15 protein-coding genes are annotated in these 17,667 nt (G+C 46.3%); 13 read left to right on the forward strand and 2 right to left on the reverse strand.

The features are described from left to right. Nucleotides 1–97 precede the first annotated feature (97 nt). The 8 genes from gabT (at nucleotide 98) to GC096_RS24280 (ending at nucleotide 9,838) form a co-directional block, all read left to right on the forward strand. Complete coding sequence (gabT, locus tag GC096_RS24245; protein ID WP_171633872.1) at nucleotides 98–1,453, forward strand: 4-aminobutyrate--2-oxoglutarate transaminase; 1,356 nt, start codon at nucleotides 98–100, stop codon at nucleotides 1,451–1,453. Between the two features lie 9 nt (nucleotides 1,454–1,462). Next, entirely contained in the window at nucleotides 1,463–2,887 is a 1,425-nt protein-coding gene (locus GC096_RS24250) for an aldehyde dehydrogenase family protein (protein WP_171633874.1), read from the forward strand. A 584-nt stretch (nucleotides 2,888–3,471) separates the two neighbouring features. Beyond that, nucleotides 3,472–5,898, forward strand: a complete 2,427-nt coding sequence (gene helD, locus GC096_RS24255; RefSeq protein ID WP_171634307.1) for an RNA polymerase recycling motor HelD — start codon at nucleotides 3,472–3,474, stop codon at nucleotides 5,896–5,898. Nucleotides 5,899–6,106: 208 nt separating this feature from the next. Beyond that, the gene (locus GC096_RS24260) at nucleotides 6,107–6,745 is read left to right on the forward strand and encodes an FHA domain-containing protein (protein ID WP_312886336.1); all 639 of its coding nucleotides are present in this window, start codon (nucleotides 6,107–6,109) and stop codon (nucleotides 6,743–6,745) included. 19 nt (nucleotides 6,746–6,764) lie between these two features. Then, the gene (gene murA, locus GC096_RS24265; RefSeq protein ID WP_171633875.1) at nucleotides 6,765–8,057 is read left to right on the forward strand and encodes a UDP-N-acetylglucosamine 1-carboxyvinyltransferase; all 1,293 of its coding nucleotides are present in this window, start codon (nucleotides 6,765–6,767) and stop codon (nucleotides 8,055–8,057) included. Nucleotides 8,058–8,110: 53 nt separating this feature from the next. After that, nucleotides 8,111–8,884, forward strand: coding sequence for an arylamine N-acetyltransferase family protein (locus tag GC096_RS24270; RefSeq protein ID WP_246302927.1), 774 nt, complete (start codon nucleotides 8,111–8,113; stop codon nucleotides 8,882–8,884). 167 nt (nucleotides 8,885–9,051) lie between these two features. Next, nucleotides 9,052–9,354: a hypothetical protein gene (locus GC096_RS24275; protein WP_171633877.1), complete on the forward strand. Its 303-nt coding sequence runs from the start codon at nucleotides 9,052–9,054 to the stop codon at nucleotides 9,352–9,354. Nucleotides 9,355–9,367: 13 nt separating this feature from the next. Next, on the forward strand, nucleotides 9,368–9,838 hold the full coding sequence (locus GC096_RS24280) for a hypothetical protein (RefSeq protein ID WP_171633878.1): 471 nt from the start codon (nucleotides 9,368–9,370) through the stop codon (nucleotides 9,836–9,838). Here GC096_RS24280 and GC096_RS24285 read toward each other — a convergent pair. Together GC096_RS24285 and arfA are read right to left on the reverse strand one after the other, a co-directional pair. After that, a complete protein-coding gene (locus GC096_RS24285; protein ID WP_171633879.1) occupies nucleotides 9,835–11,469 on the reverse strand; it encodes a glycoside hydrolase family 26 protein in 1,635 nt (544 codons plus the stop codon). The genes GC096_RS24280 and GC096_RS24285 overlap by 4 nt on opposite strands. A gap of 147 nt (nucleotides 11,470–11,616) precedes the next feature. Continuing rightward, the gene (arfA, locus tag GC096_RS24290; protein WP_171633880.1) at nucleotides 11,617–13,128 is read right to left on the reverse strand and encodes an arabinosylfuranosidase ArfA; all 1,512 of its coding nucleotides are present in this window, start codon (nucleotides 13,126–13,128) and stop codon (nucleotides 11,617–11,619) included. Between the two features lie 147 nt (nucleotides 13,129–13,275). On the opposite strand from arfA, the gene GC096_RS24295 reads away from it, so the two are divergent. The 5 genes from GC096_RS24295 (at nucleotide 13,276) to GC096_RS24315 (ending at nucleotide 17,395) form a co-directional block, all read left to right on the forward strand. Next, nucleotides 13,276–14,178: an ArsR/SmtB family transcription factor gene (locus tag GC096_RS24295; protein WP_171633881.1), complete on the forward strand. Its 903-nt coding sequence runs from the start codon at nucleotides 13,276–13,278 to the stop codon at nucleotides 14,176–14,178. Nucleotides 14,179–14,321: 143 nt separating this feature from the next. After that, nucleotides 14,322–15,077 carry a DUF975 family protein gene (locus GC096_RS24300; RefSeq protein WP_171633882.1) on the forward strand — a complete coding sequence of 252 codons (756 nt, stop codon included), beginning with the start codon at nucleotides 14,322–14,324 and terminating at the stop codon, nucleotides 15,075–15,077. A 13-nt stretch (nucleotides 15,078–15,090) separates the two neighbouring features. Then, nucleotides 15,091–16,110, forward strand: a complete 1,020-nt coding sequence (locus GC096_RS24305) for a hypothetical protein (RefSeq protein ID WP_171633883.1) — start codon at nucleotides 15,091–15,093, stop codon at nucleotides 16,108–16,110. Next, nucleotides 16,107–16,949: a DUF8832 domain-containing protein gene (locus GC096_RS24310; protein WP_171633884.1), complete on the forward strand. Its 843-nt coding sequence runs from the start codon at nucleotides 16,107–16,109 to the stop codon at nucleotides 16,947–16,949. The genes GC096_RS24305 and GC096_RS24310 overlap by 4 nt, the downstream gene beginning before the upstream one ends. Before the next feature lie 167 nt (nucleotides 16,950–17,116). After that, a complete protein-coding gene (locus GC096_RS24315; protein ID WP_171633885.1) occupies nucleotides 17,117–17,395 on the forward strand; it encodes a hypothetical protein in 279 nt (92 codons plus the stop codon). Nucleotides 17,396–17,667: the final 272 nt, after the last annotated feature.

Below are 17,667 nucleotides of genomic sequence, written 5' to 3' on the forward strand. Positions count from 1 at the left end.
GGCTTTTTTTGCGTTATATGCTGAATTGTTAACTCGTTGCCGTCATAAAATGAAGGAGAATGTAGTGGTAATTATCTTAGTAAAGGGGAAGATGAACATGCAAATCGCACGCAAATTTGCTTCAGTACCCTCCAAGTTACAGGGCGGACGCACCCAAGAACTCATGGATAAAAGACAAGCATTCGTACCCAGAGGCGTCGGCAACAATACGCCCATTTTTGTTGAAAAGGCAGAAGGGGCTTTGATTTATGATGTGGATGGTAATGTGTTCATTGATTTTGCCGGCGCGATCGGTACGCAGAATGTTGGCCATTGCCCGCCTGAAGTTGTCAAAGCTGTGCAAGCGCAGCTTGAAAAATATATTCATCCTTGCTTTCATGTCGCTATGTATGAACCTTATCTAGAGTTAGCTGAGAAATTGGCACAAATGACGCCAGGCAACTTTCCGAAGAAAACGATCTTTCTAAATAGCGGTGCAGAAGCGGTTGAAAATGCTGTGAAAATAGCAAGGAAATTTACAGGGAAGTCTGGCATCGTCTCCTTCTCGCGAGGATTTCATGGTCGGACACTCTTGGGTATGTCGCTTACAAGCAAGGTCAGACCGTATAAGTTCCAGATGGGTCCGTTTGCTCCAGCCACCTACAAAGCACAATTCCCGTATCCGTTGAATCGTCCGCAAGGCATGTCGGAGACAGATTACGCGCTTTATTGTGTTGGGCAATTTCAGGATTTCCTTTATACGGAAGTCGCACCGGAGGAGTTAGCTGCGGTCATTATGGAGCCGATCCAAGGTGAAGGCGGCTTCATCGTTCCTCCGAAAGAATTTGTGCAAGGTGTATATGAGATTTGCAAACGAAACGGTATTTTGTTCATTGCTGATGAAATTCAAACAGGTTTCGGACGTACGGGAGAAATGTTCGCTTCCACCCATTTTGGGATTGAACCTGATTTGATGACGATGTCGAAATCCATTGCAGCAGGCTTGCCCATATCGGCCGTAACGGGACGCTCGGAGATTATGGATGCACCTGCACCTGGCGAAATTGGTGGGACCTATGGTGGAAGTCCACTTGGATGTGTGGCAGCATTGGCCGTTATCGAGAAGATGGAACGCGAGAATCTCGTTGAACGATCACGGGTTATCGGTGAGACAATTCGCGGATTCTTTACGGACTTGCAGAAGACGGTTCCGCATATTGCGGAGGTGCGCGGACTAGGTGCGATGTGTGCAATCGAATTCGTTCATCCCGATACGAACGTACCCGATAAAGCGAATGCTGCTGCGATTCAGAAAGGCTGCTACGAAGCAGGCGTGATCCTTTTAAGTGCTGGGGTGCACAGCAACGTCATTCGTTTCCTGACCCCGCTCGTCATCACAGATGAAGAGCTTGCCGAAGGCCTTGATATTATCCAACATGTTATAATTGAGCAATATGCCGAAGAGAGAAAGTAGGGAGTACAGATGAAAAGGCATTTGTTTATTAACGGACAATGGAAAGAAGCTGCTCGTTACGAAGCACTTTGCTCACCTTATTCAGGGGAATGGATTGCAGATGTGGGGCATGCGAATGAAGCGGAAACCGATGAAGCGATCCAAGCTGCGCAGGCAGCTGCACCAGTGATGGCCCAGATGCCTGCGCACGAGCGTACGACGATTTTAAATAAAGTGGCTGAATTGTTAGAAAAACGGAAAGAGGAGCTCGCCCGTCTAGTGGCTCTGGAAGCGGCAAAGCCGCTCAAGACCGCACGAGGCGAACTCGCTCGGACGATTCAAACCTATAAATTCGCTGCGATGGAAGCAAGTCGCATTCATGGAGAAACGGTACCCCTGGATGCAGCTCCTGGCGGAGAGGGACGCCTTGCTTTTACGCTGCGCAAACCGCTTGGTGTGATCGCGGCTATAACGCCATTCAACTTCCCCTTTAATTTGGTCGCACATAAAGTCGGCCCTGCGATCGCGGCGGGGAATACGATTGTTCTTAAACCCGCAGGGCAAACGCCACTTTCTTCCTTGATGCTGGCTGAAATTTTCCAAGAGGCGGGCCTTCCGAATGGGGCACTGAATGTCATTCCCGGACCTGGTTCGGTCGTGGGAGAGAAGCTTGTGAGGGACTCGCGGGTGAAGGCTGTTACCTTCACAGGGAGTCCTGCAGTTGGGATTGCGATGAAAAACAAAGCCGGTTTAAAGCGAGTTACCTTAGAGTTAGGTTCGAATTCTGCTTTACTTATAGACAAAGCTTACGAGATTACAGATGAGTTAATCAGTCGCTGTGTACTCGGTGCATTTTCATATAGTGGTCAAGTATGCATTTCCATTCAGCGGATTTTTGTCCACGAGCTGCATCATGATGATTTTATGAGTAGATTCAAAGCGCAAGTGGAGAAATTGATTATCGGTGATCCACTAGACGAGACAACAGATGTTTCCGCGCTAATTAGTGAGAAAGAAGTCCGTAGGATGCAGGATTGGGTAGACAGTGCTGTCGCCAAAGGAGCCGTTGTGATTACGGGCGGCAAAGAGCTGAATTCTCGGATATATCCACCGACCATTCTGACAAATGTTGCTGCGGATGAACCTGTTTCCTGTGAAGAGGTGTTCGGACCGATCGTGACAGTTTCCTCTTTCACCTCGCTGGATCAAGCCATTCAGGATGTCAATCATTCTCGCTATGGACTACAAGCAGGCATTTATACGAATGACATCCGTGCCGCGATGCGTGCTGCAGAGCAATTGGAGGTAGGAGGCGTCATGATTAATGATTTCCCTACATTCCGTGTGGATAACATGCCTTATGGCGGTGTGAAGGAAAGTGGCTTCGGACGGGAAGGTATTCGATATGCGGTCGAAGAGTTGACGGAACTGAAGTTCATTTCGATTAAGTTATAGGCTACGCGAACTAATTAACTGGAAAATGTACAGCTATTTCAGCTGTTTTTCCTGCTTTTTCTTGAATAACTGGATTAGGTACAGCTAATATAGTGTATTTTGAACATGCGGCAATAAAAGGCTCGAATTAGCTGTATGATATGCAGTTATTCCCAATAGATCAACTTTTTCAGCGATATTAGCTGCATGAAATCCATCTAATCTTGAAGCGCGGCAAGGAAAAGGGAGGGAACGGTTAGTACGAGCTGGATTGTCAAACTTATAGGTGTCAGTTAAAGGAAAAGGGGAAAAAGTCTTCTCGAGGTGTGAAGAATGTTCAGGAAAAGGAAGTTGAAACATCGGCGTCTCCAAGTTTAGGTGCAAAAAAAGAAGAACCGGCAGAAATGCCGGTTCTTCTTGCTAAATATTTATTTACACATAAGGAAGCTTTGTGTTAATATACAAAGACCATTGTCTCTATGTTTACATTTCAGACATAAATATTACATCTTATCTTTAATTAAATTTTAGCACGAAGATCGGCTGGTTGTCAAACATTATTTTGTTTTTTTCACACAAGACCCAAAAGGAGCGTGTTCGTGAAGATGATCAAGGTGAACGAATGGCAGCAAGAACAAGAGCGATTAGATATGGTTAAGGACAAATTACGATCGGCCATTGTCGAAATCGAACCAGAGGTAGTCGGGTTGCGCGATCAGGTAACGGACTTCCGCAAACGGTTTTGGGAAGAAGTGTCGATCAATACAAGCACACATGAAGATTTCGAAGAGGCCTTTTATAGTATTAGACAGCAAGAAGCGTTGTTATCGGAGCGGGAGCGCAGTCACCAGCAGCGGATGCAGCGGTTGAAGGGCATGAGGCGGTTGCTGCCCTCTCCTTATTTCGGGCGGATTGATTTTCAAGAAGATGGTACACGCATCAGCGAGCAAATTTATATTGGCGTTTCGTCTTTTGTTGACGAAGACGGCTTAAGTTTCCTAGTCTATGACTGGCGTACACCGATTGCAAGTATGTATTATGACTATGCCCCAGGGGCTTCGGCCTATGAAACACCGGGGGGACGCGTTGAGGGAGAAATGACGCTGAAACGGCAATATTTCATCGGCGACGGCCAGTTAAAGCGTGTATTCGACACGAGTATAACCATCGGGGATGAATTGCTTCAGCAAGTACTTGCCCAAGGTGCAAATTCACAAATGAAGAGCATTGTGGCGACTATTCAGAAGGAGCAGAATGCCATCATTCGCAACGATAAGACGCGCATGCTCATTGTGCAGGGAGCGGCCGGCAGTGGAAAGACATCCGCAGCTTTGCAGCGAGCTGCCTACTTATTATATAAGCACCGCGATAAGCTTAAAGCGGACCAAATTGTTCTTTTTTCCCCCAATCCAATGTTCAACAGTTATGTATCAACGGTTCTTCCCGAGCTCGGTGAGGAGAATATGCAGCAGACGACGATTCAAGAATATCTGGTCTATTGGCTTGGATCAACGTTACAGCTGGAGAGTCCATTCGAGCAGATCGAATATATCCTGACGTCATCATCTACGCCTGAGTGTGAAGCGCGAGTAAGTGGGATTCATTATAAAGCATCTGAGATTTTCCTACATGCCCTGCAGCAATACGCGGTATGGCTGGGGAAAGAAGGCATGTTGTTCCGCAGCATCCAATTCCAGGATCGTGAGTTAATTACCGCGGAGCAGATCCAATCGCAATTTTATTGCTATGACCATACGATCCGTCTGGCTAATCGAGTCGCTCTTTTACAGGAATGGATCCTGCAAAGGCTGGCAACGCTGGAGCGTAAAGAACAAAAAGCACATTGGGTGCAAGATGAACTCGATTACCTCGACAACGAGCAATATGCCGAAGCTTACAGGGAGTTGCTCAAGAAATATAAGCAAGAAGAGGAAGTAGTCCTCCACATGAATGAGCAGCTTCTGGATGATTATGGACAGTTTCTTGGCAAGGAGCAAGACGACGAGCATGATGTTGGTTTTGCCATGCAGGAAATAGAAGCGCTGCTTCGGAAGATGATCGTGAGTGGCCATTATAAGCAATTGAGAAATGACGTAAAGCGATTTAAGTTTATAGATATCATCGGATTGTACGATCAATTATTCAGTGATGAGGTCGCTTATCGGAGTATGACGAACGAGACTGCGGTGCCTGAACAATGGACAGAAATTTGCAAGCAAACGAAGGAAAAGCTGAGTAGACTCGAATTATTTTATGAGGATGCGGCGCCGTTCTTGTGCTTGAAAGAATTCGTAGAGGGGACTCGGAGGAACACGAATGTGCGGCATCTCTTTGTCGATGAAGGACAGGATTATTCACCATTCCAATTCTACTTCCTCAAGCAGCTATTTCCCCGTGCAAGCATGACCGTGCTCGGAGATTTCAGCCAAGCGATCTTCCCGCAAGCAACCAATCTATCTGAGGTGGATTCGCCACTGATTAAGCTATATGGTCAAAATGAAACCAATCTGATCCGTCTTGTTCGAAGCTATCGCTCGACTCGCGAGATTGTTGAGTTTACGAAGGCGTTGTTGCCTAGTGAAGAAATCGTACCTTTTGAGCGGAGTGACCAGAAGCCCCACCTCATTCAGGCTAGCGGCAGTGCTGAGAGAGCTGAACGAATGATAGAGCATCTCGCTGAACTCAGGGCAGAGGGCTTCGAGTCAATTGCCGTTATCACGAAGACAGCGGCCGAAAGCCAGGAGGCTTATGAAGTATTGATGTCTCATGGCGCTGGGACGCTGCGACTCATTACGAAGGAAACATCAACTTTTGAGAAAGGGACGATGGTCATTCCAGCCTATCTAGCCAAAGGTGTCGAGTTCGACGCCGTACTGATTTATGATGCATCTTCACAAGTGTACGGCAGAGAGAGCGAACGTAAGTTATTTTATACCGCATGCACACGCGCGATGCACCGACTCCTGCTCTATACAACAGGGGAATGGACGCCATTTATTCAGTCACTGGATCCGAATTTGTATCGTTTGTAGATAGGGGTAATCTTCAAAATGTTACTGAAAAATGAGCGATCCGTCAGTGTGAAGGGGTTTTATTCAGGTACAGTTTGAGGTACGATGAGTAATGGGGGTAATTCCCAAGAAGTGAGGTAAGCTGCATTTGCAAACGGAGGGGACACAACTGGATAACTTTGCATGCTTATACGTTGTACGCGGTGAGCCCTATCGAGCGGGCACTTGCGTGAATTTAAACCAGGAAGAAACAAATGTCGGCCGTGTATCCAATGAGTTAACGCCGGATTTGGCTTTTACGAACGCGTTTATTTCCCGAAAGCACATCATCATCCGCAAGGAGCAAGACAAGGCGGTGCTTTATGATTTGGGAAGTCGCCACGGCACTGAACTTAACGGCGTACTGCTAACGCCGCACACGCCATATCCTTTGAACAATTTTGATATTATTAGGCTTGCTAAAGGGATGACCGTCATCCATTTCTCATATATGTTTGCCGATCAAACCCTTGAAATCGAACCGCTCAGCATCACCATGCAGCTAGAAATCCCCAAGCTCCCGTTGGAAATAAGTTGGGAGAAACGGGAGTGTGTGGTGGATGGCAAGCGAATCCTTATGTCCGAGAAAGAATATCTATTGATCCGTGTGCTGCATGAGCATACAAACCGACTCGTTCCCATGGAGGAAATTAAGTCCAAGGTCTGGCCTGAACGATCACCGGGAGCAGAAGGCTACTCGGATGTGACGCTCGACGAACTAAATGCACTTGTCTATCGAGTTCGCAAAAAATACGGAAAAGACACCTTTCTCATTAGTGCCGTGCGCGGCGGCGGTTATATGCTCGAATCCGAATTGAAATCGTCATAACGAAAGTTGGGATCCCTTCATGAAGTATATACAAGCGGAGTACTCAGGCCCACTGAACGGAACGGTACACATACCAGGAGCAAAGAATAGTTCTCTTGCCATACTTGCAGCTGCATGTCTGGCGGATAATATCGTAGCGTTAGAGGGTATTCCCCACATCGATGATGTCCGTCTTATTACGGAAATTGGCCGAGAAATCGGCCTTAAACTCACACAGAATGCGGGACAAGTCATCATTGATCCACGCTGGATTCACAGCTCAGTTATTGATCCGGGCAAAGCATCGAGCTACCGAGCGTCTTATTATTTTGTAGGAGCTTTACTGTCCAAATTCGGTAAAGTCACAATCGGATTACCTGGCGGTGACGATTTCGTTTCAAGACCGATGGATCAGCATATCAAGGTGTTCCAAGCGCTTGGAGCTCAGGTGCGGCTCTACAACGATTATTACGAGGTCGAAGCAGCAGAGCTGAAGGGAGCAGACATTTATTTCGATACCCTTACCTCGGGTGCGACGATGAATGCGATGATGATGGCTGTATTGGCCAAAGGACGGACTCAGTTGCACAACGCGGCTGTAGATCCGGAGGTGTGCGATACCGCAAGATTCCTGAATCAACTCGGCGCACGAATTTATGGGGCAGGGACGGATCGCATTCGGATTGAAGGTGTCCCTTACTTGAATGGTGGTATCCACACAGTAATTCCAGACAGACTCATCGCCGGAGCTTTCTTGATGGCGGCTGGGCTCAATGGAGGACAAGTAACCGTTAAGGATGTCATTCCAGAGCATCTTGGCTCCTGTCTAGCTAAGCTGGAGGAAGTTGGACTGCATGTGGAATGCGGAGAAAACAGTATTACTGCTTATGGTACTGGCGCTCTAAAAGCAACGCGAATTCGCGCAGGCATGTATCCAAGCTTCGCCACCGATTTACAGCAACCTATGACTGCGCTTCTCTTACAGGCTGAGGGCAAGAGTATCGTTACCGACCGTGTGTATCCAAAAAGGTTCGCTCATGTTCCACAGTTAAGACGACTTGGAGCGGAAATAGAGATTCGTCAAGAATCTGCGTTTATTCGCGGCGGCCTCCCCTTGCGAGGCGGTTGGGTGCATGCCACAGATGTGCGTGCAGGCATTTGCTTGCTGATGGCGGGTTTCACCGCGGAGGGCAGCACATGTATAACAGGTGTTGAGCACATCGAGCGCGGCTATGAGGATGTGATCGGCAGTTTTCGATCAATAGGAGCTAGGCTCTCGATGCGTGAGTTGGATGCCCAAGAGCTCTCCAGCCGCATCCACATGCAAGGGTAATGTTTTGCCTTAACATCGTAACGAGTATCTCACTTAAGGAAGGTGTCTTCCCCTTGACGCATACAAACAGTCAAATTGAGAAGTATTTGGAACGCATCGGTTTTCATGGTTCGCTCGATGGCAGCGCAAAGTCATTAGCTGATCTGCAGGAATGCCATCTGCACACGGTTCCCTATGAGAATTTAGACATTCTCGCAGGGAGAGCGTTATCGCTTGATCCGCAGGATCTATATCAGAAGATTGTTATACGCCAGCGTGGCGGGTATTGTTTTGAAACCAACGCCTTATTCGGTTGGCTGCTTCGTGAACTTGGCTATACGGTGACGGATTTGGTCGCCAGATTTTGGCGTGATGAGACGAATGTACCGCCCAAAAGGCGTCATCATGTCTTGAAGGTAGAAGCCGAAGGCGCTCACTACCTCTGCGATGTTGGTGTTGGCGGGATTGTCCCCCGTAGACCCATTTCTTTCATCGAAGGTCTTGTCCAGCAGCAAGGTGATGAGAACTACCGCCTCGAGAGGGATCCTTATGATGGTTGGGTGCTTTGTGAGCAGAAACATAAGGCTTGGCAACGCATCTACTCTTTCACAGAGGAGCCTCAGCTGCCGAAAGACTATTTATTTGCGAGTTTCTGGTGTGAGAAGGCCCCAGATTCAGTTTTCAACAAATCCCCGATTGTTGCGATACGCACACCCGAGGGACGGCATACACTTGCTGACAAGGAGTTCCGAATATTCAGTGCTACAGACGTCAAAACCTATACCCCACAGACAGATGAAGCGTATAAAGAAGCGTTGTTGACGTATTTCGGCATTCGGCTTAGCTAATAGAAGCGTGTGAGAAGGCAGCTAACCTCGTGGGTTGGTTGCCTTTTTCGACGTTCAGGGAAAGAACAACGAGGGACACTGTAAGGAGTCAAGGAATAGACACACCCCCTAAAATCGACGAAATTCGACGAATTGTATACAAGTTATTGGATAAGGAGTGAATCACGATGGCGAACAATTACAAACGCTTCATTCATAATCAATTCGAAAAAGCGAAGTCTACCGCATCCGAGTTCATTTCTTCAAGAAGTGTGGAACAAGATGAAGACATGATCGATCTCGACCCGCGTTATGTTGATCAGCTAAAAGATATCGCTATTCTGCAGCATACAACTGTAGAAGCTATCGTTAATGGACTTATTGCACAATACCTGGCAAGCGCCTCTTACGAATTAACTCCCATCTCTGTGGATCAAAAGGAAGCAAATCCGCTGCTGTATTTGGATGGCATTTGCAAACAAGAGGATTAAGGAGGTCTGATCTATGGATAATCAATTACATATTCAGGATGCCATTTTTCTGGATGAAACAGCGCTAGCCGCTTTAATGAACCCTAAAGACCCACGATATATCAAAGCACGTTCCATGTTTCTAGATTTGCATGATCTTGAACGTAATTACATGACGACGAATTCCATTGTATTCGATCTCCACGAATGGCTTCGTAATGAATACAGCTATGAGCAGGCGGAATATTTTCTGAAGGCGATTGAAAAAGCCGTAAGTAAAGGCAAATTGGCGGTTATCTCAAGCGGACCTGAATTCGAGGGGGAATCGCGCAGATTGTTAATGGACAGACCGGAGCTCCGCTTCTCGCTTAGCGAAGCCCTTACGGCTGTGACCATGTCGTACTACCAGGTGAAACGCATTTTTACATTCAATCGTAATTTCATGATGCTTGCTAACTTGGATAAGGATATTCGGATTATTCCATCCTATCATTTCGGCAACTAGGGTGTACCACGATTTGCCTGAGCGATAGGCGCAACACCGGAATTGACAGCAGTTACTTCCATTTGGTCATTGTAAGCTACCACATACCAAGGTTCTGATGCCGATTCTGATTGAACTTGAATGTCAATTTCCCAGGGAGCTTCATAACTGACGCCGAGGAATTGATTGCCTTGGTACATCGCGATGGCAAAGGGTGGTTTACCTTGTTCATTCGTAAGCTTGGGATAGACGAGAACGGTCTGTTGACCACTAGGAAGAGAACGGTCTAAGACTGGTGTATAGCGGTATGGAATGGGATCTACTCCTGGTTCTACCTTACTTAGAAACCAATCGGATGCGATCAGCCGTTGATAGTATCCGTCCATAAATGGATTTTCCCCGATGTCGTAGACATAAGTCCCGTTCGTTCGAATCGCTTGAGCTTTGCTGAAATTAAAGTAAGTGATGGCTTTCACTTGAGGAAATAATCGCGGAAGCAATCCATACATGTAACCTAACTGGCTTTCTGCCCAGCTCCAATAGGCTTGGTTAGTCGGCAAATAGGTATGAGCAACAGCACCCTCAGAAATCATAATAGGTTTATGGCTATATCGTTTATAAAGAGGAGCGAAGGTATCGATCACGGTACCCTTTAGCTGCTCTTTTTCTGCTGAAATCGGCGTGCTATATAGCGAGAAGCCAACCCAATCCACGAAGGCGTCACCTGGATAGTAGCTATCGATCGTATCGGGCGGCCAGAAGTTAGGCGACCACACCATGGCGACATTAGGTGCTTCTTCAGCCATAATGTCGTGAATCAGACGGAATTTCTCTATATATTTCTGGGGCTCTCCATGCCATGGCACCCAAGCTCCGTTCATCTCTGAAGCATAACGCAGAAAAATGGGGATGCCGGAGGCTTTGGCCTCACGTGCGAAACGGCGAACATATTCATCATCCTGCACGTCGTCTAACCCAAACCTAGGTTCCCAACCGATCTGAAGGGCACCGTCAAGTTCCTTCACCCTTTCGGCAGTACGCGCCGGGAAATAAGTGTTGGTGTCGGTCTGCACTTTGCGCCATCCTACATAAGACAAATACAGCGCGTGCTTGCGGCCGTAGATGTCTTCAATCTTCGTAACGTCGTAGCCGACTCTGCGATCTGCCCCGAGCATGCCGATATAGACACCTGATGCAGGCTCGTGCTTGGCTAGCGCGGAAGTTGCAGGGATAGCTGTTTCAGTTGGTTTAAGGGGTTGAACGGACTGAAGGGGTTGAGCAGACATCGGAACGCGGAGATATAGTTCCATATTCGTTGAAGGTGTCTGTATGTTAGGCCAATTAGGTGTCATCAGAGGAAGTGTTGGAAGTCCAGCAGCATATTGATCGATCCTGTTGCGATAGGCTGCTGCGGTTTCTGTAAGTCCTGCTTGCTCGGATTTCTTCTCTTGGTTAACCCAATAGGTTAAGATATCTGGCTGCTTAGGTCGTGAAGAAGGGACAGCGGCAGGCGGATTATCCAGCTTGGCAACTGCATCAAGTGAATTTTGCACGGGCACATTGCTTTCAGTTTCCAAAACGAATTGATAAAACGCGACACAGCCCGCTAAGCCGAGAAGAGCTGTAAGTACCCAGATAACTTTATTTCGCATGATACAAGTTCCTCTCAAAGGGGGATTCCTCTTCATTGTATGCCCTAACCTGAGAGGGGTCAATGGCGCATATAAGATGAAAACGAGGATTTCCCCGCCACCTCCATGGCAAACAGGAAACCCTCGTTTATTGTATCTAGGCATAGCTTATCCTTGTTTGGTTTGAAGACGAATAACATTCCATGATGCTTTGGCAAGGTTGCTTTTGACGTGTCCATTGTCCAGAACGGATAGACCGCCACGATGCGGGGTAACATGATGTGGGTTAGCCTTCGTGTTCACCGCTTTCAGGTCTTCGTGTTCCAGTGCGATGTGCTCGATCAAGCTAACATCGCCGAAGCTGCGGATGTCGAGATCCAGTTCCATGGCTTCTGAAAGATGGCGATTGACAGCAAAAACCGTAATAAAACCTTGCTCCTCGTCGTACACGCAAATCGATTCCAGATAAGGGACATCAGTATAATCTTTGGAATCATATTTGGGTGAAGAATTAACGGTATGAAGGACAGTTCCTCGGCCATAGATGGAAGCATGAAGGAATGGATAGTAAGTCGTTTGCAGCCACAGCGGACCACCAGTTTCTGTCGTAATCGGTGCAATAACGTTAATCAATTGCGCCATGCAAGCCATTTTGACACGATCAGCATGCTTGAGTAACGTAATAAGGAAACAGCCAACGGCCAGTGCATCTTCATGGGTATACACATCTTCAAATTCGGGTGGAGCAATCTGCCAACGCTCTTCCGCGCGACTTGAGCCAATCGTATGCCAGACATTCCATTCATCTAAGGAGAGCATGAGTTTTTTCTTACTGCGCTTCTTGGCTTTCACATAATCACAAATGGCTGCGACACTGCTAATGAACTGATCTAAATTCAATGATGTGGCAAGGAAATTGGCTGTATCGTTGCTATTATTATTGTAATAAGCATGCAGCGACAGATAGTCAACATTGTCATAACTCAAATCCAGAACGGTAGCCTCCCAATCGGCAAACGTACTCATACCGCTTGATGAGCTGCCACACGCCACTAACTCGATGGTAGGATCTACCCAGCGCATCACTTTGGCGGTTTCATTCGCGAGGCGACCATACTCAACAGCAGTCTTCGTGCCGATCTGCCAAGGTCCATCCATTTCGTTGCCCAGGCACCAGGTTTTGAAGCGATGAGGTTCCTTATAGCCATGTGAAATACGTAGATCACTAAAGTAAGAGCCTGAAGGATGATTACAATACTCGATCAGATTTCTGGCATCGTCGATGCCGCGTGTGCCGAGATTAACCGCCATCATAACCTCTGAACCAACTAACTTCGCCAAATCAGCGAATTCATTCGTACCGACTTCATTCGTCTCCGTTGTCCACCAAGCAAGCTCTAGCAATCGCTTACGGTCTTTCTTAGGCCCGACGCCATCCTCCCAATTGTAACCAGAAACAAAGTTGCCGCCTGGATAGCGAATAATCGGAACTTGCAGCGTACGGATAGCTTCAATCGTATCTTGTCGGAAGCCATTCGCATCCGCAGTTGGGTGATCTGGTTCGTAAATACCACCATAAACAGCACGTCCCAAGTGTTCGATAAAGGATCCATATAGACGAGGGTCAATTTGAGCTAGAACAAAATTTTTGTCGATGAGCATTTGTGAACGTAAAGACATGATCGATCGCTCCTTATATTAAGAATTAGCTTATTCGTGAATTCATAGCTTATTGATTTCATCTTTATTATGTACGATAATAGAGTTAATCTTCAACATCAATTTTGTAGGATTAATAAAATTGCGTATTCTAAAGGGTGTGAACCGATGTATCTAAAGACGGATGCTGCGTCGCTTCAGGTGTATGAAGCATTGGCGAGTGAAGTTCGCCTGAAAATCATAGATAAACTATTTATCAAGGAAATGCATATTAAGGAACTTGCTGCCGAGCTTTATCTTAGTAATGCAATTGTCAGCAGCCATGTGAACAAACTCGAACAAGCCGGACTCGTTGGGAGCAAGATGAGGCGAGTTAACGGCGGTACCTACAAATATTGCTATGTGAACACGTCCTATTTGCAAATCAAGCTCTCGCCAGAAAGAACCTCCTTGCACAAATGTAAGGAAGTGTCTGTCCCGATTGGTCATTACACCGATTATGAAGCATGGCCGACATGTGGACTGGCGACTACCGAGAAGATGATTGGCCACTATGATAATCCGACCTATTTTATGGATCCGGAGAGGGTAGAAGCAGGTATTCTCTGGTTTGCGAAGGGATTTGTCGAGTACAAAGTGCCCAATTATTTGTTAAAAGATGACAGTTTAAAGGAGATCGAAATTTCGTTGGAAATTGGATCGGAAGCTCCTCAAGTGAATGAAAACTGGCCCTCCGATATTTGTTTTACGCTCAATGATACGGTGCTTGGCAGATGGACTAGTCCAGGTGATTATGGGAAAACGAGAGGGAAGCTAACGCCAGAGTGGTGGCACTCGGACGTGAATCAGTACGGGCTGCTGAAGATTCTTCGCATTACGGAAAGTGGCACGTATATGGATGGTCAGCGCCTTTCAGACATTAGCATCACGGACCTGCGAATTGATCCGAAGTACTGGGTATTTCGAATTAGTGCGGAGGATACGAAACGTGGGCGCGGTGGTCTAACACTTTTTGGCAAAGGATTCGGAAATTACGAGCAAGATATTTGGATGAGATGTTTTTATGGGTGAAGTTTGTGACACGGTTCCTGCTCAGGGGATCGTGTTTTTTTGTATGCAAAGGACTGAATGTTATTGGAAAAAAAAGGTATTGTTCTATGACTATGTGAGATAAAATAAGATGGTATATATGGTTTTACCTGAGGAGGGATTGCGTGCATTGGTCGCGTAAAGAGTTGAAGAATCGAGCGAAACAAGTACTGCGAACAACGTATTGGAAGGCATTTCTGGTCAGCTTGCTGCTAGCTATTATTAGTGGCGGGATTCCTAGCTGCTCGTGGAACTCAGATAATGGCTCCTCCCTGAACTTATCCAACCTGCATACCGACTTTGGGGATATCTCTGATGGTATTGGTGTACTTATTCTGATCTTCATCATTATTGTTGCGATTGTAATTGGATTGTTCGCAGCCGCATTCAACATTTTTGTACTTGCCCCATTCAAGGTGAATATGCATCAATATTTTAAACAAGCTTCCCAGGGTGAGGCTGATTTAAATTACCTGCTCTATGTATTTGGAAAAGGCAGATATATGGGCGCTGTTGCAGGTATGTTTTGGAGTGCTTTGCTTAATTTCTTATGGTATTTATTGCTCATCATTCCAGGCATTGTGAAGTCCTATGCGTATAGCATGGTTCCTTATATTCTCGGTGACAATCCAACAATTGGTCGTAAAAGAGCCGTTCAACTTAGCAATCAGATGACGCGAGGCCATAAATGGCGGATGTTTGTTCTAGATCTATCATTTATTGGATGGTTCCTTCTCGGTACCTTAGCACTTGGCGTAGGCGTGTTGTTCGTATTACCGTATTATAATTCTACGAAAGCAGAGTTATATGTGGTGCTGCGTCAACAGGCATTATATGATGGACGGAGTACCCCTGAGGAATTAAATTTACCCCTTTCATAAGGAGCTGATTGTTGTGTCTGTCCAAATAGAGGCGAGTAGGGCACGAGTAACCACGACTACGTCCAAGCATTCGATCACGATGATCATGGGCATGTGGCTTATCATTGGTTTGTTTATTGATGGTTTTGCCCATAACCATGGTGCTGTAGAAACTTTTTTTACACCGTGGCACGCGATTCTGTACTCTGGCTATTTGGCTTGTGCGGTGTGGATCTTTATGATGATTCGTTCGAACAAAATCAGGACGCAATCAACCTCATGGTTCAGTGCGATTCCCGTCGGTTACAAACTTGGTGTTGCTGGCGTCATTCTCTTCTTTGTAGGTGGGCTTGGTGATATGTACTGGCATACGGTGTTTGGGATTGAAAAAAATATCGAAGCCCTGCTTAGCCCCACGCATCTTCTGCTGCTTTCGGGTGCCTTAATGATTCTGACAAGTCCCTATCGTGCGATCAGCGCTGCTGAAAAGGGGACTGCACCGACGTTTCGCCAATTGTTACCGGCGTTAACTTCGATAGGGCTAACCTTTACGGTGTTCGCCTTCTTCCTTATGTACGCATGGTCGTTCCGACAGAATCTATGGATGGCAAGAGGCGAGGATGCGATTGGAAGAGCTGTGGTGGACTTCCTCATTACGACGATGATTCTTGTGATTCCATTGATGTTTGTTCTGCGCAGATGGAAACTGCCGTTCGGTACGGTTACTTTCTTTTTTCTATTTGAGTCGATATTCCTAGCGGTGCTGGACGGATTTAGAGACACTAGCTCGATTATCATATTGCTCATAAGCGGTGTGATCGGTGATCTGTTGTTTCGAGAGTTCAAAGATCGAGACGCAGCAAATTGGCGGTATAAAGCTGTCTTCTTTGTACTGCCTGTCTTGATCTGGGGGCTATATTTCGCACATTTGAAATTATTTGAAACATTGAACTGGTCCCCAGAGCTCTGGAGTGGCTCGATCTTCCTGTGTGCACTGTCCTCGTTGGGATTAAGTATTCTTGCCGCACCAGTTTCATCCGACTCAAGCAAATGAAATTAAAGACAAGGCCATTAACTTGCTTAGTTGTACTCCTATCCGCTTGCGGTTCGTCAGCCACCACGACGATTGATATGTCCGATATGTCGAGCATGTCGGGCATGACGATGTCATCGTCATCCGTTACACATCAACATACGAGCGATGCGATTGCTCATTTTTCGGTGGATTCACCGAATTATTTACCGAAAGAATTATCCGACATTACGATTCTGGTTCAAAATAAATGGAATCGCCCCATCGAGAAATTCGATGTCATGCACGAAAAACTTATGCACCTTATTGTGGTAAGTAAGGATTTGTCCTACTTCGAACACTTGCATCCCACCTATGCAGGCGCGGGGCGATTTGATGTCCAAACGTCGTTCCCAGCAGGAGGTTACTATCAGCTAATTGCGGATTTCACGCCAACGGGCTTAGGGGAAAGTGTGCAGTCCCATTGGTTGACCATTAACGGAAAGGCGCCGAAGGCTGTTAAGTTGCAGCCGGATAAAAGCTTAACGAAACAGGTTGGTGACAAGGAAGTCACCCTAGCCTTCGATCATCTCATGGCAGGCATGGAGCTGGACATGGTGTTCACGTTCAAGCAGGGAGCTGCCAAAACACCTGTAACGAATCTCCAGCCATATCTTGGGAGTGCTGGACATGTTGTTGCCATTAGTGAGGATGGGAATGATTTTGTTCATGTGCATCCGGCTGACCCAGCAGCGACTTCGGGGCCAACCGCGGCATTTAAAATTGTATTTCCTTCCAAAGGGATCTACAAAATTTGGGGCCAGTTTCAGCAAAATAACGAAGTTTTCATCGTTCCTTACGTGATCAATGTAAATTTGTAATATAAAAGAAATATAGTAGACATCTGCCATACATGTAAGCCGGTTATAATAAAAGACGACCCCCTTTTAAAATATAAATCTTTAGACCCGCAGCTCGTTGCTGTGGGTCTCTTTTTGTCCATCTATGGTGTACAATAGAATGCATACATTGAATAGGAGTGAGACGAATGACTGCAAGCGTGAATGAGCAGGAGCTTTTACAATTCATCATCAGCAAGACGAAGGCAGATCCGAAGCAAATTGAGTTAGTTTTGAAACATGAGAAAGCCTATATAGCCAAAGCGGAACAGGGCTCGAAAGGTGCTGTAGATATCGACAGCGATGATCTGATTGATCATATTCTAGGCCGTCCAGACGTGAAGCTAAGTGAACTTACGGTGGACACGATTCTGGAAGCCGAGATGGAGTACTTGATGAAAAATGGCATGGCCGGCTACATCGACTAATTTATGATTTGAGGACCCTCACGTAGAGAATATCTATGTGGGGGTCTATTTTTTTTGGTAACAAAGCTAAGGCGAAATAGCTGGAAAATATCCAGTTAAATCCTGCGGATTTCACGATTTTAAAGGAATAACTGGATTATATGTAGCTAATTTTACTCATTTCTACTGGAAACTGGGAAACGGAGGAAATTAGATGTAGGTTTTCCAGCTAATCATAAATTTCGAAGGAAAAGCGCTGAAATAGATGTAGTTTTTCCAGTTAAACGTGCTTG

This window comes from Paenibacillus plantarum, from assembly GCF_013141695.1.
In the GTDB taxonomy this organism is placed as follows: Bacteria; Bacillota; Bacilli; order Paenibacillales; family NBRC-103111; genus Paenibacillus_E; species Paenibacillus_E plantarum.

Coding starts and splice junctions, on each gene's coding strand:
- gabT (WP_171633872.1), top strand. CDS start 98: ATGCAAATCGCACGCAAATTTGCTTCAGTACCCTCCAAGTTACAGGGC.
- GC096_RS24250 (WP_171633874.1), top strand. CDS start 1,463: ATGAAAAGGCATTTGTTTATTAACGGACAATGGAAAGAAGCTGCTCGT.
- helD (WP_171634307.1), top strand. CDS start 3,472: ATGATCAAGGTGAACGAATGGCAGCAAGAACAAGAGCGATTAGATATG.
- murA (WP_171633875.1), top strand. CDS start 6,765: ATGAAGTATATACAAGCGGAGTACTCAGGCCCACTGAACGGAACGGTA.
- GC096_RS24275 (WP_171633877.1), top strand. CDS start 9,052: ATGGCGAACAATTACAAACGCTTCATTCATAATCAATTCGAAAAAGCG.
- GC096_RS24280 (WP_171633878.1), top strand. CDS start 9,368: ATGGATAATCAATTACATATTCAGGATGCCATTTTTCTGGATGAAACA.
- GC096_RS24285 (WP_171633879.1), bottom strand. CDS start 11,469: ATGCGAAATAAAGTTATCTGGGTACTTACAGCTCTTCTCGGCTTAGCG.
- arfA (WP_171633880.1), bottom strand. CDS start 13,128: ATGTCTTTACGTTCACAAATGCTCATCGACAAAAATTTTGTTCTAGCT.
- GC096_RS24295 (WP_171633881.1), top strand. CDS start 13,276: ATGTATCTAAAGACGGATGCTGCGTCGCTTCAGGTGTATGAAGCATTG.
- GC096_RS24310 (WP_171633884.1), top strand. CDS start 16,107: ATGAAATTAAAGACAAGGCCATTAACTTGCTTAGTTGTACTCCTATCC.
- GC096_RS24315 (WP_171633885.1), top strand. CDS start 17,117: ATGACTGCAAGCGTGAATGAGCAGGAGCTTTTACAATTCATCATCAGC.